14 protein-coding genes are annotated in these 16,592 nt (G+C 64.9%); 9 read left to right on the forward strand and 5 right to left on the reverse strand.

Annotated features, from left to right (window positions below):
• Positions 1 to 32: 32 nt before the first annotated feature.
• The 4 genes from ACQPYR_RS37220 (at position 33) to ACQPYR_RS37235 (ending at position 2,617) form a co-directional block, all read left to right on the forward strand.
• A complete protein-coding gene (locus ACQPYR_RS37220) occupies positions 33 to 659 on the forward strand; it encodes a dihydrofolate reductase family protein (RefSeq protein ID WP_433623956.1) in 627 nt (208 codons plus the stop codon).
• 80 nt (positions 660 to 739) lie between these two features.
• Positions 740 to 970, forward strand: a complete 231-nt coding sequence (locus ACQPYR_RS37225; RefSeq protein WP_433623958.1) for a hypothetical protein — start codon at positions 740 to 742, stop codon at positions 968 to 970.
• Between the two features lie 189 nt (positions 971 to 1,159).
• Positions 1,160 to 2,182, forward strand: coding sequence for a cytochrome P450 (locus tag ACQPYR_RS37230; protein WP_433623960.1), 1,023 nt, complete (start codon positions 1,160 to 1,162; stop codon positions 2,180 to 2,182).
• Positions 2,183 to 2,218: 36 nt separating this feature from the next.
• Positions 2,219 to 2,617 (forward strand): hypothetical protein, encoded by a 399-nt coding sequence (locus tag ACQPYR_RS37235; RefSeq protein WP_433623962.1) that lies wholly within the window; start codon positions 2,219 to 2,221, stop codon positions 2,615 to 2,617.
• 190 nt (positions 2,618 to 2,807) lie between these two features.
• Here ACQPYR_RS37235 and ACQPYR_RS37240 read toward each other — a convergent pair whose 3' ends face one another.
• The 3 genes from ACQPYR_RS37240 to ACQPYR_RS37250 form a co-directional block, all read right to left on the reverse strand.
• Positions 2,808 to 3,308 carry a CGNR zinc finger domain-containing protein gene (locus ACQPYR_RS37240; protein ID WP_433623964.1) on the reverse strand — a complete coding sequence of 167 codons (501 nt, stop codon included), beginning with the start codon at positions 3,306 to 3,308 and terminating at the stop codon, positions 2,808 to 2,810.
• Between the two features lie 429 nt (positions 3,309 to 3,737).
• Positions 3,738 to 5,018, reverse strand: a complete 1,281-nt coding sequence (locus ACQPYR_RS37245) for a diguanylate cyclase domain-containing protein (protein ID WP_433623966.1) — start codon at positions 5,016 to 5,018, stop codon at positions 3,738 to 3,740.
• A gap of 24 nt (positions 5,019 to 5,042) precedes the next feature.
• Complete coding sequence (locus ACQPYR_RS37250) at positions 5,043 to 6,023, reverse strand: SAM-dependent methyltransferase (protein WP_433623968.1); 981 nt, start codon at positions 6,021 to 6,023, stop codon at positions 5,043 to 5,045.
• Positions 6,024 to 6,031: 8 nt separating this feature from the next.
• On the opposite strand from ACQPYR_RS37250, the gene ACQPYR_RS37255 reads away from it, so the two are divergent.
• The 3 genes from ACQPYR_RS37255 to ACQPYR_RS37265 are packed head-to-tail and all read left to right on the forward strand — an operon-like array spanning position 6,032 to position 8,819.
• A complete protein-coding gene (locus tag ACQPYR_RS37255; RefSeq protein WP_433623970.1) occupies positions 6,032 to 7,138 on the forward strand; it encodes a cation diffusion facilitator family transporter in 1,107 nt (368 codons plus the stop codon).
• 44 nt (positions 7,139 to 7,182) lie between these two features.
• Positions 7,183 to 8,322, forward strand: coding sequence for a MerR family transcriptional regulator (locus ACQPYR_RS37260; protein WP_433623972.1), 1,140 nt, complete (start codon positions 7,183 to 7,185; stop codon positions 8,320 to 8,322).
• Positions 8,319 to 8,819 (forward strand): hypothetical protein, encoded by a 501-nt coding sequence (locus tag ACQPYR_RS37265; RefSeq protein WP_433623974.1) that lies wholly within the window; start codon positions 8,319 to 8,321, stop codon positions 8,817 to 8,819. Before ACQPYR_RS37260 ends, ACQPYR_RS37265 begins: the two co-directional genes overlap by 4 nt.
• 143 nt (positions 8,820 to 8,962) lie before the next feature.
• Here ACQPYR_RS37265 and ACQPYR_RS37270 read toward each other — a convergent pair whose 3' ends face one another.
• Positions 8,963 to 13,228 (reverse strand): TIR domain-containing protein, encoded by a 4,266-nt coding sequence (locus tag ACQPYR_RS37270; protein ID WP_433623975.1) that lies wholly within the window; start codon positions 13,226 to 13,228, stop codon positions 8,963 to 8,965.
• Between the two features lie 457 nt (positions 13,229 to 13,685).
• Positions 13,686 to 14,573 carry a sigma-70 family RNA polymerase sigma factor gene (locus tag ACQPYR_RS37275; protein WP_433623977.1) on the reverse strand — a complete coding sequence of 296 codons (888 nt, stop codon included), beginning with the start codon at positions 14,571 to 14,573 and terminating at the stop codon, positions 13,686 to 13,688.
• A 113-nt stretch (positions 14,574 to 14,686) separates the two neighbouring features.
• On the opposite strand from ACQPYR_RS37275, the gene ACQPYR_RS37280 reads away from it, so the two are divergent.
• Entirely contained in the window at positions 14,687 to 16,408 is a 1,722-nt protein-coding gene (locus ACQPYR_RS37280) for an MFS transporter (protein ID WP_433623979.1), read from the forward strand.
• Positions 16,395 to 16,556 (forward strand): hypothetical protein, encoded by a 162-nt coding sequence (locus tag ACQPYR_RS37285; RefSeq protein WP_433623981.1) that lies wholly within the window; start codon positions 16,395 to 16,397, stop codon positions 16,554 to 16,556. Before ACQPYR_RS37280 ends, ACQPYR_RS37285 begins: the two co-directional genes overlap by 14 nt.
• Positions 16,557 to 16,592: the final 36 nt, after the last annotated feature.

Consider the following 16,592-nt stretch of genomic DNA (forward strand, 5'->3'; position numbering starts at 1 on the left):
CAGAATCAGTGCGCCGCTCCGTCTACAGTCACATGAAGCTCACCGTTCAGACATTCCTGACCCTCGACGGCGTTATGCAGGCCCCCGGCGGGCCTGAGGAGGATCCCAGCGACGCGTTCACCCACGGCGGCTGGCAGGCCCCGTTCCCGGACCAGGCCGTAGGCGAGTTCGTCACCGAGCTCAACAGCCACGCCAGCGCATTCCTGTTCGGTCGCAGAACGTTCGACATCTTCCGCGGCTACTGGCCTGATCAGACCGAACCCGGCAACCCCATTGCCACGGCGATCAACTCGCTGCCCAAGTACGTGGTGTCCAATTCGCTCAGCGAGGCCGACGCCACGTGGCGCGGCGGGCACCCTGATACCGCTCGCCTCCTGACGGGTGACGTCGTCGCGGCGGTGCGGGCGCTGAAGGACGAACCCGGCGACGAGTTGCAGATCTGGGGAAGCGGCAAACTGCTCCAGACGCTGTTGCGGCACGAGCTCGTCGACCGCTTCCGCCTGATGACGTTTCCGCTGGTGCTCGGCTCCGGTCGCCGCTTGTTCAACGACGGCATCCTCCCGGCGACGATGCGCCCAGTCGACCTCACCCTGACCGATCTCGGCATCGTCCTGGGCACCTACGAACCAGCAGGCCCGGTTCGCCACGGCCAGATGTAACCGGCTGCGTGGCCGTGTGCGATTTCACGAGTCAGGTGCAGGTTCAGTACAGCTTGCCGGTTCTTCTTCCGGTGCGGGACATGGTGATCGATCAGTCGTGGTTGCCTGCGCATCCGACGTTTGCGGTGGGGACGCATACGTTGCCGGGTGGTAATCCGGGTCTGGTGGATGTGAAGACGGGCGATGGTACGTGGGGCGCGTATATCGAGCATGCAGGGGCGCGGTGTGAGTCCGGGTTCCATGGCAGTTTCAGTTGCAAATCCAAGGGGCGGACCTGGGGTATTTACAGCGGGATCATTTCTGCTTCGTGACGTGGCGGGGCCTGGGACGGGGACGTTCCGGGCTCGTCCGGCGCAATACCCTCGAAGGGATGGTATTGAGGAGTTGTGGTGGATAGGTGTCCGGTTGGGATCTCCGGTCGAACTCGGTGGCGGGAGCATGGTGGGTGGCGTGGGGCGGTTCGGAACGCTGAACTGCCTGGTGGGCAGCAGGTTTGGGTAGTGAGCGGGTATGACGCGGCGGCGGGGTTGTTGGCGGATGCGCGGCTCAGTGTGGACAAGCGGTATTCCGGGGGTGGGTATTCGGGATTTTCGTTGCCGCCGGCATTGGATCGGAATCTGCTGAATTTGGATGGGGCGGAGCATGGGCGGCTGCGGCGGCTTGCGGCGCCTGCGTTTTCGCGGAGGTCGGCGGATTCGCTCAGGAAGTTGGTTCAGCGGATCAGCGCGGGCACATTCCGAGGCCTGGACGAAAATACCAGTGGCACAGTTGATCTGCTGGAGCAGCTCTGTGTTCCGGTGCCCGCGCTCGTGATCGGTGAGCTGCTCGGTGTGCCCGCCGATCGGTATGGCGAGTTGCGCGCTGCTGCGACTGCGATGGTGACGTTCGATGCCTCGTCGAAGGAGTCTGCGGTCCGGCTGGCAGAGGCGGTCCAGTGGCTGGCGGGGACGTTTACGGGTGTGGTGCGAGCCAAGCGAGATGAGCCGGGCGATGATCTGATCAGTGGGTGGGTGCGGGCTCGGGATGACGCGGATTTGTTGTCCGAGGACGAGTTGATTTCGCTGGCCTTTCTGATGATGCTGGCGGGGCTGGAGAATGTGGTTCATCTGTGCGGCAACATATTTGCGGCGCTCTTGGCCACTGGTGTACCAGCAGACTGGAAGGATCGGCGTGGTGAGTTGATGGAGGCCGCCAATCCGTTGCCGTTCGCTATTCGGCGATTCGCGGTCAGCGACTTGACGATTGGCGACCGGGTCATCCCCAAGGGCGACACCGTGCTGTTGTCGGTATTCGGTGCCGATTCGGATCCTGCCCGCAACGGGCGTCCGAGCCTGATGTTCGGGCGCGGACCCCACTATTGCCTGGGCGCACAGGTCAGCGATCTGATCGTCGACGCGGTGGTGCCGGAATTGTTCGTTCGGTATCCGCGAGTGCGCCTGGCTGTGCCGGAATCCGAGCTGGAGTATCGGGCATCATGGCGGTCTCATGGGTTGGTTGCATTGCCTGTGCTGCTCCGGGAATGATTCGTCTCCCAGGAGAATTCGGTAAGAATGCACGGCATGAACGAAATGGTTGCAGTCAGGGCGACGAGCGCGGCTCCGGATCGTCCGGTCGACAACCCGTCCGACGAAGTCCTGCACGACCTGCTCGCCAGCATGAACTTCAGGTATCCGTACGTCATTGTCGAACGCCCGAATCTGGTTCCGTTCGGCCACTACTACATCCAGGTTCATATGGATGAGCAAGTGGATCCGGAGGACGGTCACGGATATTTCGTCGAATACCGCGACGGCGGGCCCGATCGACATTTCCGAGCTACGGTGCACGATTCGGAGCCGTGGGGCACTGCTTACTCACCCGCCCTCGAGCTGGTGGTGAAAGTGGTGCAGGACTGGGCTTCTCAGCGGCCTGGGTGGCGGGCGACACTGTCGTGGGAACGGATCGACTTCCAGAACTAGGCGAGCCTGCACCCCGTCCAGATAGGTTGCCGCGCGATCACATCCGGTTCGCCCCTCGAACGCGGTCGAAACGCCCCGCGGTACCGCCATTCGACTGCGCTCGACGGATCTCGATGACCGCAGAGGCTAGCTGGACGCGGCACTAGCGTCGACGCGATCGCAGCCGAACGCGGCAGCCGCGCACCCAAGATCAGGCGGAGCGACGGGTGCGGTGCTCCGCGACGTGCACGCGGGTCGAACAGCGGGTGGAACAGTATCTGCGCCTGCCGTTGCGTGAGGTGTCGACGAAGACAACGCCGCACCCCGCGCGAGCGCAGCGTCCGATTCGGCCCGGATCCTGACAGAAGAGCTCCGCGAGTCCGGCCGCGGTGTAGGCCTTGACGCGCTCGTCAGTGGGCGCGTCCTCGCGGGCATAGTGCAGGTGGGGCGCGCGGCCGTCGTGCGTGGAGATGTAGGGCTGGCTGGTGGTCTCGGCCAGTAAGGCGTTGAGCAGGTCGACGCTCGGTTCGGTGAAGACCTCGTCGAGACGCACTATCCAGCGGCGCAACTCGGCGGTCTGCCTGGTGTTGAGGGTGCCGAGTGGCTTGTAGCCGGAATCGGCGAGCAGTTGCAGCAGGTCTTGCCGCGGTTTCGCGTTCACCAGGCGGGCAGCGAGTTCGGCCGCCGCGCCTCCGTAAGGGTTGAAATGCACTAAGTCATTACATCAGGCTGGATGCATGATCGCTACCTGCCCTTCTTGCTCCTGGTCGTCCCCAACTCTTGTTTCCTCGCACGGCGCAACCAGCTACCTGCGCTGCATCTGCGGGCGGTGGCTGATCAGCGAGCACGGATCGGTGGTGGCGCTGGCGGGGACCAGCACAATGGGCCTAGCCGCCGCCCGCCCGCCGCTCCGGAGCCAGCACTGACCAGACCTCCACATCGAGCCGCCGCCCCCGATGCGGGTAAAACTCCCGCAGCACACCGTCTTTGGTCATCCCCAACCGCCGCGCCACGGCCATGCCGGCGTGGTTCGGCGACGCGACCAGCCACTCCACCCGGTGGATGCCGCGATTCGAGCGGACGCAGCTCGGCGCCGTCCACACCGAGGGATATCGCGAACATCGTGACCTTCCGTCGGTAGCTACTGCCGGAGCCTGCGTCCTCCCGTGGTTTTGTTGCGGTACATCGCGGTGTCGACGGCGTGCATCATTTCGTCGATGTCGGTGGGACGGTCTTCGGCGAAAACCGTTCCGATGCTTGCACCTACGACCACGGGACGCCCGGCCACCTGTATCGGGGTGCCGAGCCCGTCGAGCAACAGTGCGGAAATTGTTTCCAATTGCTCTGTGCCAGTGCACTTCTCGACGAGTACGATGAACTCGTCGCCGCCGATTCGCGCGACCAATCCGCCGACGGATTCGACGGATTCACGAAGACGCTGGGCAACGTCGCGCAGCACCCGATCCCCTACCGTATGCCCCCACACATCGTTCACTTCCTTGAACCCGTCGAGGTCCAGATAGCAAACACCAACTGGCGGAATCGCATTGGCCAGTCGATTGAAGAAGAGGACACGATTGGGCAGACCGGTCAGGCTGTCGTGGTTGGCATCGTGCCACAGCTGGTCGGCCAGTTGTTTGCGTTCGGTGACGTCGACGGCGACACCGATCAGGAAGCGGACCTGCCCACTGTTGTCACGGACCGCGGACATGGACAGGTCGATGCTGGTGATGGTGCCGTCGCGTCGGAGATGGTCGGTTTCGAGGCGGAAGCGGTCGGTCCGACCGCTGAGTAGGTGCTCCAAATTGGCATATGCGTCACCGATATTCGCGGGACCGAGCAATTCGGCGACCGACCGACCCGGCATCATCGCCGCGGGTAGTCCGAGCATATCGGCCATGGCCGCGTTCACCTCCAGTACCCGACCGGTGACGTCGACCGTCCCGATCCCAACCGATGCTCCCGCGAAGACCGCTTCGAACCTGGCCTCCGACAATTGCCTTCGCACCTCGGCCTCCTGCGCGGCCGAAAACACCGCTGCGAGTGTGGTTTCCTGCTCCCCTAACGCCGCGTTCCGCAGCGCAGAGGTGAAACCCGCGGCGAACTCGGCAGCGACAACTATCGCACGCTCGCGAACCGGCTCGTAATCGGATTCGGTTCCGGTTGGGCAGATTTCACGAACGATCTCCCGGCAGATAACCAGAACTGAACGGCTGACGGCAATTTGGTCACGATAGTTCGCCGCGACGAGCACCGCGGCGGCGTCCTGCGCGACCGTGACCTCCCGCGTCCCGCGCACGGCCGCGATCAGCACATCGGCGAGTTCCGCTAGCAGAGTTTCGATTTGGCTTCGGGTGAGGATCGGAGCGACAGCGCCGTCGAGCGCATCCGCCCATCGCATCGCCAGCTCACGTGTCCCCACACGAATCCCCTGCCACGGCTCCGGTCAGACCTTCCGGCCGACGCCCGCCAGGCCGAGCGATCGGCCCGGCGTCTCGTATAGGTCGCGTTCGGATTCCGGCCGCCAGGCGGGTAGCTCGACGACGCCGGGTTCGACCAGCTCCCACTCGTCGAACATCGCGGAGATGCCATCCTTCGAACGGAAGTAGATGCCGACATGGGTCACATCGGCCGCATTGCGGCCGAGCTTGCCCGCATCTTCGGGACGCGACTCCGATGTCAGGTGCGAGATCGCGACGTAGCTTCCGGCGGGGACGGCCGCATGCAGGGCGGCAACCTTCTCGACCGGCCGCTCCTCGTCGGATAGCAGGTGCAGCACCGCCACCAGCAACACTGCGACCGGTTGTGCGAAATCGATCAGGCCGGTCGCGCGGACTCGGGCGAGCAGCTCGTCGGGCTTGCGCAGATCCGCTTCGATGGCCGCGGCCTTGTCGTTGTCCATCAGGATCGCGCGGGCGTGGGCGACCGCGACCGGATCGATATCGGCGTAGAGCACGCGAATCTCCGGATCAACCGACTGCGCGACCTCGTGCACATTGCCCGCGGTCGGAATGCCCGAACCGATATCGAGGAACTGACGCACGCCCTGGTCGGCCAGGAAGCGGACCGCGCGGCGCAGGAAAGCCCGGTTGCTCAGCGCCAAGCGGGGGAGGTCGGGCACCAGCTGTTTGCCGGCCTCGGCGGCCTTGCGATCGATCTCGAAGTTGTGCGAACCGCCCAGCAAGGCGTCATACATCCGTGCGGGACTCGCCTGTTGCAGATCCACGCCCTCGGGCGCCCACGCCGGCCTGTCCATCGCAACCCCTCTGCATTCACCATCGGACCAACCATCCAGATCCGCACCGCCGGATACCGCGTTGTTGATCACCGAATGGTGCAGTCCGCAATAGTAGTCGGGCCGGTCGGTCCGAATGATCACGAATTCGCCACTGTTGATCTGGGTCTTCCAGGCGCGATCCATATTCATACATGCGCATGAGTGCAAGATCCGCTACGCTGACGAACGGCAGCAATATCAACTGGGAGGAGCGTTCGACTATGGGCGAGCAGTGCGTGTCGCCGAAGCGGTCCGCAGTGGTGGTCAGCGAGGCTGAACACATCGATCATGACCACTGGCATGACCACGCACAGTCCGGCCATGCGGACAAACACGGCCACAGCCACGACCACGGCGTCTCGGCGGATTCGAATCCGCGCTGGCTTGCCATCGCGCTCGGTTTGATCGTCGCGTTCATGGTGGCCGAGGTGGTCGTCGGCCTGCTCGCGCAATCGCTCGCGCTGATCTCCGATGCCGCGCACATGCTCACCGATGCCGCCTCGATCGTGCTCGCGATGATCGCCATCCGGTTGGCTCGACGTCCGGCGCAGGGGCGATACACCTACGGATTCAAGCGGGTCGAGATCCTTTCGGCGCAGGCCAATGGGATTACCTTGCTGCTGCTCGCGGCGTGGTTCGTGTACGAGGGCATCAATCGGCTGATCAATCCACCGGATGTCGAAGGGCCCCTGGTGTTGATCACGGCGCTGGTCGGGATCGTGGTCAATATCGCGGCCGCGTGGAGCATCAGCCGCGCCAACCGGACCAGCCTGAATGTCGAGGGCGCATTCCAGCACATCCTCAACGACCTCTATGCCTTCATCGGAACCGCCATCGCGGGCGCGGTGGTGTGGCTGGCCGGATTCGCCCGTGCCGATGCGATCGCCGCACTGGTCGTCGCGGCTTTGATGATCAAGGCGGGCTGGTCCCTGGTCCGGGAATCGGGGCGGATCTTCTTGGAGGCCGCGCCCGCCCATCTCAATCCCGACGCCATCGGAGCGCGCATTGTCGCGCTCGAGCAGGTGACCGAGGTCCACGACCTGCACGTCTGGCAGATCACCTCCGGACAGCCGTCGCTGTCGGCGCATATCCTCGTCGACAACGCAGCCGACTGCCATGCGATTCGATCGAAGATCGAGACCGTGCTGCACGACGAATTCGGGTTGGAACATACGACTTTGCAGGTGGACCACTCGTCGGAACTGACGGTTACCGCCGACGATGCGCACTGCGTGGAGGCGCATGGGCCGGTGCACCGGTCCTGACCGGCGCTTGACCTTCGAGCTACCTGAGACTCCATGATGAGCGGGTGGCGGGCGATGGGTTGATCACGATCGGCGGGTTGGCGCGGGCCTGTGGGCTCACGGCCAGTGCGCTGCGGTTTTATGACGATTGCGGGTTGCTGGTTCCGGTTCGGGTGGATGAGGTGACCGGATATCGGTACTACGGCGAGGCGCAGGTCGAGCGCGGGGTGATGATTCGGCGGCTGCGGGGAATCGGGGTGCCGCTGGAGGTTGTTTCGGAGATTTTGAACGGGGACGCGGCCCGGGCGGGACGGTTGCTCGATGAGCATGTGGCGGAGCTTGCGCAGCGGGCTCGGGAGGCCGCTGCGGTTGCGCGGTTGATCAAGGAGGAGTTCGGGGCGGTCGTGGTGTTGTCCGCGGCGGTGTTGGCGGCGGCCATCGAGCAGGTGCGCTCGGCCGCGGCGTTGGATCGTGAAATACCGGTGTTGGCTGGGGTTTTGGTGGAGTCGGATGCGGATTCGGTTACGTTGACGGCAACGGACCGGTATCGGCTTTCGACGCGGGCGATGGTGCCGGTGCGGCCGAGTGGTGGGGCGTGGTCGGTGGTAGTAGATGCGGGTGAGTTGGGTGGAATCGGTTCCTGGCTGCGGGGATTGGATGAGGTCACCGTACGTGCTTTGGACGATGGGCTCGTTCTGGCCGGTGACGATTCCGAGCTTCGGTGCGGGACCATCGATCAAGCGTTTCCGGATTATCGGGCGATGTTGGCGGGGCTGGGCGCTGTTCGGACGCGGGTGATGGTGGGGCGGGATGCGTTGCTCGCAGTGCTCGAGGCGGGCGGTGCAGCACCCGTTGTCTTCGCCGTCGATCAGTCTGGGCTTTTGGCGACCGGCAATGGGCAACTCAGACCCGGCTCACCCAGCTCACCGGGCTCACCCGGCTCACCCGGGTCACCCATCTCACCTCGGTATACCGACTCACTTGCGCGCCTGCACATTCCGGCAACCGTTACCGGACCGGGTATCGAACTTGCCTTCTCCCCCACGACATTACGACCCGCATTGGTGAGTGCGATCGGTCCGGAAATCATGCTCGATATCACTGCCGCCGGCGCACCCGTGGTCGTTCGCTCCGCGACGGACGGTGAGCTGACCACGCTCGTTATGCCTACTGCCATACCGAATTCGAAGGAGTACGGCGGATGAATGCCGCTACCGAAACCATGGCCGCCATTACCCAGGCGGTCGAGCTCGGACGAACAGGCTCCCCGGAGACCGCGCGGGAGGCGCTGCTCGGGATATGGGCGGCGCTCGGTCCGCAGGGCGATCCATTGCATCGGTGCACGTTGGCGCACTATCTCGCGGATCTGTACGACGATGCGGCACAGGCGCTTTGCTGGGATGTCCGGGCGCTGGACGCTGCGGACAGTCTGACCGATGAGCGGTTGCATCAGCATGATGCGAATTTGGTTGTGCGGGGCTTTTACCCGTCGCTGCATTTGAATTTGGCGGACAACTATCGGCGGCTCGGTTCATTCGATGCGGCGCAATGCGAGATCGACGCGGCGCGAGAGTGTGTGGATGCGCTCGGCGATGATGGTTACGGGGCAATGATCCGCACCGCCATTGATGAAGTCGCCGAAGCGATTCGGACGCGGACGACCGCTCGCCGGGCCTCCGCGCCAAATGCGCGAGAACGGTGACACGGTCGGTAACCCCGGTCGCGGGACTGCCCACGACCGTCCGGAGATACCGATTACCGGACGCTTGTCGACAACTTCGGGTGTTCCCGATCTGCCGAGGTGGGTTCGGGTGACGGAGACAGCATCCGAGCCCAAGACCGAAATCACCGGTCCGACACGGACGAGACGGGTTTGCCCGGGCACAGCTCGATGTACGCGATGTCGGGTGAGATCCAGTCGTTCCACTGCTCGCGGCTCGGATTCACGGCCAGCTTGTCGCACAGCACGTCCGCCCAGGCGGCAGGCGCGGGAAGCTGCCATGCGCCGCCACCGATAAATGGCGGTTTGCCGTCAAGGGACGTCTCGACGGAAGCAACGAGAACACGGCGGCCGTCGTGGGTGAAACTGACCTGTACGGTGGTGCCCGCTGGGGTGGTGTCGACCGGCTCGCCGATCTGGCGTCCGTCGGTGGTATCCCAGAACCGCACCGTGTAGTCCGAGCTGACCGAGACCAGATAGCGACCGTCGGGACTGTAGGCGATGTCCAGGACCTGGTCGTCATGACCCTTCATCGGCGGACCGACGGCCTCGCCGCTCTCAGCGTCCCACTGCTGAAGTGTGCCCCAACTTGCCGCTGCGATACGCCGGCCGTCCGGACTGACCTTCATGGCCGTGAAATTGTAATTAGTGCCGGGGCCGCCGATCGGCTTGCCGATCGCTTGTCTCGTCGTGGTGTTCCAGATCCGAATCGAGTCCAGGCTGTGGGAGTACAGGCGACGGCCGTCCTCGCTGAAGGTGACCGATTTGACGCGATATTCGTGACCGGTCATCGGCTCGCCGATCTGTCGACCGCTTCGCCAGTCCCAAAGCCGAACCGTCTTGTCATCACTTGCCGTTGCCAGTGTCTGCCCATCGGGGCTGAATTCCACCGTGTTCACATTGCCGTCATGCCCTTTGATCGGGTCGCCGTGCGGCTGACCGTTCGAGGTGTCCACGACGCGTATGTCTTTGTCGGATCCGTCGACAGCGAGCCACCGGTTGTCCGGGCTGAAGTCGTACTGGCTGATTCCTCGAAGTGCCTCGGAAACGATGGCCTGGCCGACCGGTTCACCGGTGTCGGCATCGAACCGTCGGAAGGTGCCGTCTCTGACCACGACGATTCGCGGGCCATCCGTCGCGCTCTCCAACCCGTATGGTGGCTGAGCCACCCTGCTGCCACCCAACTGTGTGGTCAGTGCGGAATCGAGATCGGCATTCAATACCTGGACGGTTTGGCCGGATACCGAAACGATCCGATTTCCTTGCCGGGTGAAGGCGACGCCCCACACCGGTTCCTGGAACCTGAGCGGATTGCCGATCGGCTGACCGGTGTGCGCGTCCGACAGTCGTACGGTCTTGTCGGTGCCACCGGTGACGATTCGGCCCCCATCCGGGCTGAATGCCACCGACCAGATATCTCCGTAGTTTCCGAAGACCGGTGTGCCGATCGCCGCGCCGGTATCGGCGTTCCACAACCGTAGCGGCGACCCGGCACTCAAGAATGCACCCAGGCCCACGGTCGAGCCGCCAGCGGCGACGGTGTGGCCATCGGGGCTGAAGGCGACGCTGCGGACCCCGTCCGCCTCGCGCATGCGTGGGTCGCCGCCCCGCAGCGGTTCGCCGAGCCGTGCCCCATTACTCGCGTCCCACAGCCGAACGGTGTTGTCCCGACCGGCCGAAGCCAGGCGGCGCCCGTCCGGGCTGAAGGCCAGTGCGGTCACTGATCCCTCGTGTCCGGTCAGCGGACTCCCGATCTGCCGCCCGGTCTCAGCGTCCCACAACCGCAAGGTGGCCTCATGATCTACCGCAGCGACCCGGTGCCCGCCCGAACTGACCGCCGCGTTACTGCCGACCCAACCGACACTGCCCGTCATCGGTTGACCGATGGGCTGGCGGGTGGCGGAGTCCCAGACGCGGATCGTATTGTCCTCGCTGACCATCGCGACAAATCGCCCGTCCAGGCTCACCCCGTTGGGGTTGGTGGTCTTGGGATCTGCGAACGGCTCTCCGATCGGCTGCCCGGTCTCGGTGTCGAGCAGCTCAGTTCCCGATTGGGTTTCCGTTGCGATCCGTTGACCGTCGGCACTGAGGAAACCGCCCCGGGCCAGGTCGACGATCTTGTGCAGTTCCGCCTTGTTGCTCAATGCGGTGAGCAGCGCGCCGATGTTCGGATTCGCCGAGATATGTTGCGCTGCAAGCAGTTTGTCGATTGCCTGCAGTTCGCTGCCGGGCTGGCCGCCAGCCAGCATCGCCTGTGCTTGCGAGGTCAGCCGTTCGGAGAGTGCCGCACGGCTGCGCTCGTCGGCCTCCTGACGTTTCGCATTGGCGTCGTTGCGAGCAACGACCGCCAGTACGAGGCCGGTGACCGCGACCAGTGCCACTACCAGTGTCAGGACGAGCACGGCGCGTAGGACCTGCGTGCGTTTGTGCAATACAGCCGCGTGTGCTTGCGCCTCATCTCGACGTTGCTTCGCGTTCTGCAGTTCGGCCTCTCGGCGTTGCCTCTCGGCGTCCGCTTCGGCGTCCTCGCGCTCTCGCGAAGCCCGCAGAAATTCTGCCGCGTGACGTACCCGGTCCCCGAACACCGGGGAGTCCGCCAGCTTCTCCGCCGCGGCGAGTCGCACGCCTTCGATCAGCCACTCCGGGCTGCGCCCGTTGCGCTCCCAGTCCGCGGCCGCGCGATCGAGGTTGTCTGCCTCCTTCAGATCCTCAGCCTGTTCACGCAGCCACCGTGCCAGCGGGTCCCATTGCCGGAAGAGGCTTTCCAGCGCTACCTCGATCACGGTCTCGCCGCCACGCTCATCCTTGACGAGCAGTCGCCGATCGACCATCGCATTGATCAGGTCGTGGCTCGACGGCGGAAGTTCGCTCCAGCGCGCGACTCGGCGCGAGGGCTGGTCGGTGTTCGGATCGAGGGTGGCAAGCCACGGAATGAATGCCGCGCGCAGCGTGTCGAGTTGCTGTGCTCGCATGTCGGGATCTGCGGCGAGCAACGTATCGATCTCGGCGTGAACGATGTGCTGCAGGCCGCCCATCGCGTGATAGTTGGCGAGGGTGAGTTGCCCGGTGCCGGCGTAATCGAGGTAGAGCCGCGAAAGCGTCAGCGCGAGCAACGGCAGACTGTCCGCCCCACCGGTGGCGTCGTTCAGCAGCCGGGCAACGAGCGCAGGATCGAGACTAGAGCGCAGGCCCGCGGCGGTCGCACGAGCGGCCGGTCCGGTGATCACCTCTTTGAATTCGGTGACCGGCATCGGCTTCAGGTCACCGAATTCCCTGGCCCGCACGCCGAGCAATTCCGGCGCAGTCTGTAGCGCCTCGTAGCGGTCGGCTCGAATGGTCACCACCGCGATCATCGGCAATTCGGCCAGTGCGGCGGACTGCAGCAGACCGCCGAGCAGGCCTAGGCATCGAGCTGCCTCCGGCCCGGCGTCGGCGGTGAACAGTTCCTCGGCCTGGTCTATCGGCAGTACCAGAGTCGGAGCTACACCCTGGTCGACCTCATGACGCTGCACCTCGCGCAGCCAATTCGTCAGCTGGCTGGTGTCGTCGGCAAGGCATGCGGCCTTGATAGCACCGAGCGTCGGACTGGCCAGCCCCGCGCGGACTCTGAGCTCGTGTACCGCCCGAGCCAGGCCTCGGTCGCCGGTCACGGGGGCGCGTTCGGGGCGGACAATGTCACCCACCAGGAAGTTCTGGCGGTCACGACGCAGCCTGGGAAGTAGACCGGCGCGCAGGAATGACGACTTCCCGACACCGGATGGACCGAGCACAACGAACATGCCCTCGACGCCCGTCGAGCGCATGCCGCGAAGCGCGTCCAGGCCCCGCAGGATCTGAGGATCGCGGCCGAAGAAAATGGCCGCGTCGACGTCCTCCATCGATTGCCAGCCCCGGTACGGGGCGCGTCCGCAGTCGCCCGGAGGTGGCCACGGGAAGTGTGCGGCGCCGATTCCGGCCTCGCGTAGACCGCGGAGTAATCGCTGTAGGCCGTCAGTGGCGAAGACGACCGATGCGCCATCGTTCTTGGATGCGACCGTGATGACGGGGCTGTGCCCGTCGGTGAACAGATCACAGAACTGCCACTCGCGCGCTTTCTCACCGCGGGCCCGCGGGTCGATCCGAGCGCAGAAGATTCGTTTGTTGAGAGATTCCGCGTGCCGGAATTCGGCGAGGCACTCGGTCGAATTTTCCCATTCCGGAGAGATCAGGCAGATGACAGCTTCGCAGCGATCAACCGCGCGAACGAGTTCGGACTTCCAGCGGATCCCCGGCGCGATACCGGTTTCGGAGTCGACATCGAGAAAGATCTCCCCGCTCAGACTCGGTTCATTCTCGGTCAGCCACCGGGTGATGGCCACCGCGGACACGTTGTCCCGGCTGGAATGGCTCATGAACACCCGATACATGGGCAAATAGTGGCTCCGGACAGCATCGAGTATCGCGAGTAGTGGACTACTCGTTCAGCTCCTCGAGCCCGATCCCTCGCCGATCAACGGCGGTGGCGGGATGACAGCCGGTGCGATATGTCCGCTCACGCTGACAGGGAGCACTCGCGCGGGCGACGGATACGACCCGCAGTGACAACCACCTGTTGTCGGCACCGCTCTCGACCAGCAGTGGCCGCAGCCGGGTCTCGAAGCACTCGGTGAATTCGGTGAGCGGTGCACGGGCGGCCGGAAGCGCGAAAACCCTTTGCGGCTAGCGCATTCCGGTCCCGACACAGATGCATCCGATGTCCACCGCGCGTTCGATCACGTATCGCTGGATGTGCCGACGATCGAGGTCGACACGACCGAGGGGTATCGACCTGGATTCGATGAGATCGTGGCATTCGTCAACAGGGGGACGTTACTCATCGGGAACGGCGAGAGACATGTCGGCGATGCGGTCCGGGTCGGCGATGATGTCGATGGTGGTTATCCGTTGGTCGGTGATGGTGAAGGCCAGGAGGAGGTTCAGGTTTCCGCTGGGGGCAACGACCAGGCCCATGTGGCCATCGATCAGGGCGGGGCGGGTGTAGGGGGCCTGGCTGGAGAACATCAGGGCGCTGGAGGCGACGCGGCGGGCGCCACTCATGCGGATCGCGTGTCCACTGGGGGCGGCGACGGCGTCGGCGTGCAGTTCGACGTCCGGGTCGAGTACGGCTATCAGTGCGTCGAAGTCACCGGTGCGGGCGGCCTGCAGGAAGGCGTCTACGACCACACGTTCATCGACGATGCGGTTGGTCTCGGCCATAGGTGCGCCACGGACGCGGCGACGGGCGCGGGCGGCCAGTTGTGCGGCCGCGGCGGGGGTGCGGCCGAGGATGGGCGCGAGTTCGGCGTATGGCAGATCGAAGAGGTCGTGCAGCACGAAAGTCAGCCGCTCGGCGGGAGTAAGGGTGTCGAGCACGACCAGTAATGCGAGCCCGACCGAGTCGGCCAGCACCGCCTCCGCTTCCGGATTCACGCTGTCCGCGGGGATGGCGGGCAACTCGGTCGGTAGCGCGCCGACCGGGTCTTCACGGCGGGCCTTGCGGGCGCGCAACATATCCAGGCAGATGTGAGCGACGACTGCGGTCAACCAGTTCCGCAGGTTGCGCACGCCTGCGGTGTCGGCGCGGTCCAGGCGCAGCCACGCCTGTTGGACGGCGTCGTCGGCCTCGTTGGCCGACCCGAGCATGCGGTAGGCGACCGCGCCGAGGTGGGCGCGGTGGTCTTCGAAGCGCTGCGCCAGCCACTGGGTCTCGTCGGTCATCGGCGGTCTCCTTCCCGTCATGTCGATGTGTCGTGCTCCGTCATATCTATGACGGCCGAAACCGCGGTGACATGACACGCCCGCGGATCCACCTCGGACAGGAGGACGAGCTGATGCGCGAGACATCTGAACTGCGCCCCACACTGGAGCCGACACCGGACCGGCGGCGCTGGCTCGCACTGGTGGTATTGCTGGTGGCCGGGTTCATGGATCTACTCGATGTGACGATCGTGAATGTGGCGCTGCCGACGATCCAAAGCGATCTGAACGCACCCTACGCGGATCTGGAGTGGGTGGTGTCGGGTTATCTGCTCGGATTCGCAGCCATGCTGATCACCGGCGGCCGACTCGGCGACCTGATCGGCCGCAAAACCATCCTGCTCGCCGGCCTGACCCTTTTCACGCTCGCATCGCTGGCATGTGGAATCGCGCCGGGCCCGGCGTGGCTGATCGCCGCACGGATAGTCCAGGGCGCGACGGCGGGGTTGATGATCCCGCAGATCCTGGCGATCATGCACGTATCGTTCCCCGCCGCCGAGCGCGGGAAGGTGCTCGGCATCTGGGGCGGTGTGCTCGGTTCGGCATCGGTGGCCGGGTTGATCGTGGGTGGAATCCTGGTGCAGGCCAACCTTTTCGGCTGGGCATGGCGGCCGATCTTCCTGGTCAATGTGCCCGTCGGGGTGCTCGCGATTCCCGCGGCGATGGTGCTGGTGCGACAGTCTCGCTCGGCCACGGCGGATCGATTGGATCCGATCGGCACCGTGCTCGCGATCGGCGTGGTACTGCTGTTGGCGTATCCGTTGACCGAGGGACGCGCCCTCGGCTGGCCGGTCTGGACCTTCGTGCTGATGGCCGCCGCCGTGCTCGTCCTTGCGGTATTCGTCGCCTATGAGCGACGCCGAAGCGAAACGGTCGGTTCGCCGCTGGTGGTGCTGAATCTGTTCCGGGAGCGCACATTCAGTACCGGTATGGCGGTGTGGCTGTTGTTCTGGATCGCCCTCGGCGGCTACTTCCTGGTGTGGACGCTGTATCTGCAAGCAGGACTCGGCTGGACGCCGCTGCGGGCCGGGCTGAGTGCAGCACCGTTCGCGATAGCCGCCGCCGCGGGGGCGGGAACCAGTGTGGAGGTGTTCGTGCCGCGCTATGGGCGGATGGTTCTGCTCGCGGGCGCGATGATCAATGCCGCCGGGTTCGGGCTGTACCTCTATCTGGCCGCGCACTACGGCCCCGGCATAACCTCCGCGCAGATGTTCGTACCGCTCGCGATCAGCGGATTCGGGTTCGGACTCTTCGTCGCCCCCACCGTCGATCTGATCTTGTCCGGGGTTCCCGGCCACGATGCCGGGTCCGCCTCCGGACAGTTGTCGACCATCCAGCAGGTCGGTATGGCGCTCGGTGTCGCGCTGGCCGGAGTCTTCTTCTTCACCCAGATCGACAACACCTCTGCCCACGGCACCACCGCGGCCATCCCTGCCCTCCAACAGCAACTCACCGACCTGAACATCCCCGCCACCGCCCAAGACCAGATACTCACCCAGTTCCGTGCCTGCGTACACGATCGCTCCGCCGCCACTGACCCCACCGCCATGCCATCCAGCTGCCGGCCCGCACCCGGACAGCCGTTCTCCGAGCCGTTACAGCAAGCGCTGACCGAGGCGGGGCTAGAAGCCAACGCGCACAACATGTCTCACACGTTCGCACAAACACTGTGGTGGGCCATCGGCATTCTCGTCGCCGTCGCGGCAGCTGTGTTCGCACTCCCGCGCCGATTGACCGCAGAACCCGAAACCGATCGGCCCGGCGTGGATTCTCTTGCATCGGATGCCGTGCACTGAAACGGCCCGGCCGATGCCGGACGAGTACTACGAGCGACGTTTCGGCGCGACCGGTGGCAGCAGCTACAAGGTCGAATTCCGCGATGCCGACCACGCGGTCGTCTTCGACTCCGCAGGCACCCGCCTGTACGAACTCGAGCGGTTCTGAGCCCGGCCCGGAATAGTCCAGGCCAGAGCATCATTT

The sequence above is a fragment of the Nocardia sp. CA-120079 genome, assembly GCF_050955745.1.
In the GTDB taxonomy this organism is placed as follows: Bacteria; Actinomycetota; Actinomycetes; order Mycobacteriales; family Mycobacteriaceae; genus Nocardia.

Bases quoted from the DNA above. Each gene is read 5' to 3' on its own strand.
- ACQPYR_RS37280 (WP_433623979.1), top strand. From the start codon at position 14,687: ATGCGCGAGACATCTGAACTGCGCCCCACACTGGAGCCGACACCGGAC.
- ACQPYR_RS37235 (WP_433623962.1), top strand. From the start codon at position 2,219: ATGAACGAAATGGTTGCAGTCAGGGCGACGAGCGCGGCTCCGGATCGT.
- ACQPYR_RS37270 (WP_433623975.1), bottom strand. From the start codon at position 13,228: ATGAGCCATTCCAGCCGGGACAACGTGTCCGCGGTGGCCATCACCCGG.
- ACQPYR_RS37275 (WP_433623977.1), bottom strand. From the start codon at position 14,573: ATGACCGACGAGACCCAGTGGCTGGCGCAGCGCTTCGAAGACCACCGC.
- ACQPYR_RS37225 (WP_433623958.1), top strand. From the start codon at position 740: ATGGTGATCGATCAGTCGTGGTTGCCTGCGCATCCGACGTTTGCGGTG.
- ACQPYR_RS37255 (WP_433623970.1), top strand. From the start codon at position 6,032: ATGAGTGCAAGATCCGCTACGCTGACGAACGGCAGCAATATCAACTGG.
- ACQPYR_RS37285 (WP_433623981.1), top strand. From the start codon at position 16,395: ATGCCGTGCACTGAAACGGCCCGGCCGATGCCGGACGAGTACTACGAG.
- ACQPYR_RS37265 (WP_433623974.1), top strand. From the start codon at position 8,319: ATGAATGCCGCTACCGAAACCATGGCCGCCATTACCCAGGCGGTCGAG.
- ACQPYR_RS37220 (WP_433623956.1), top strand. From the start codon at position 33: ATGAAGCTCACCGTTCAGACATTCCTGACCCTCGACGGCGTTATGCAG.
- ACQPYR_RS37250 (WP_433623968.1), bottom strand. From the start codon at position 6,023: ATGAATATGGATCGCGCCTGGAAGACCCAGATCAACAGTGGCGAATTC.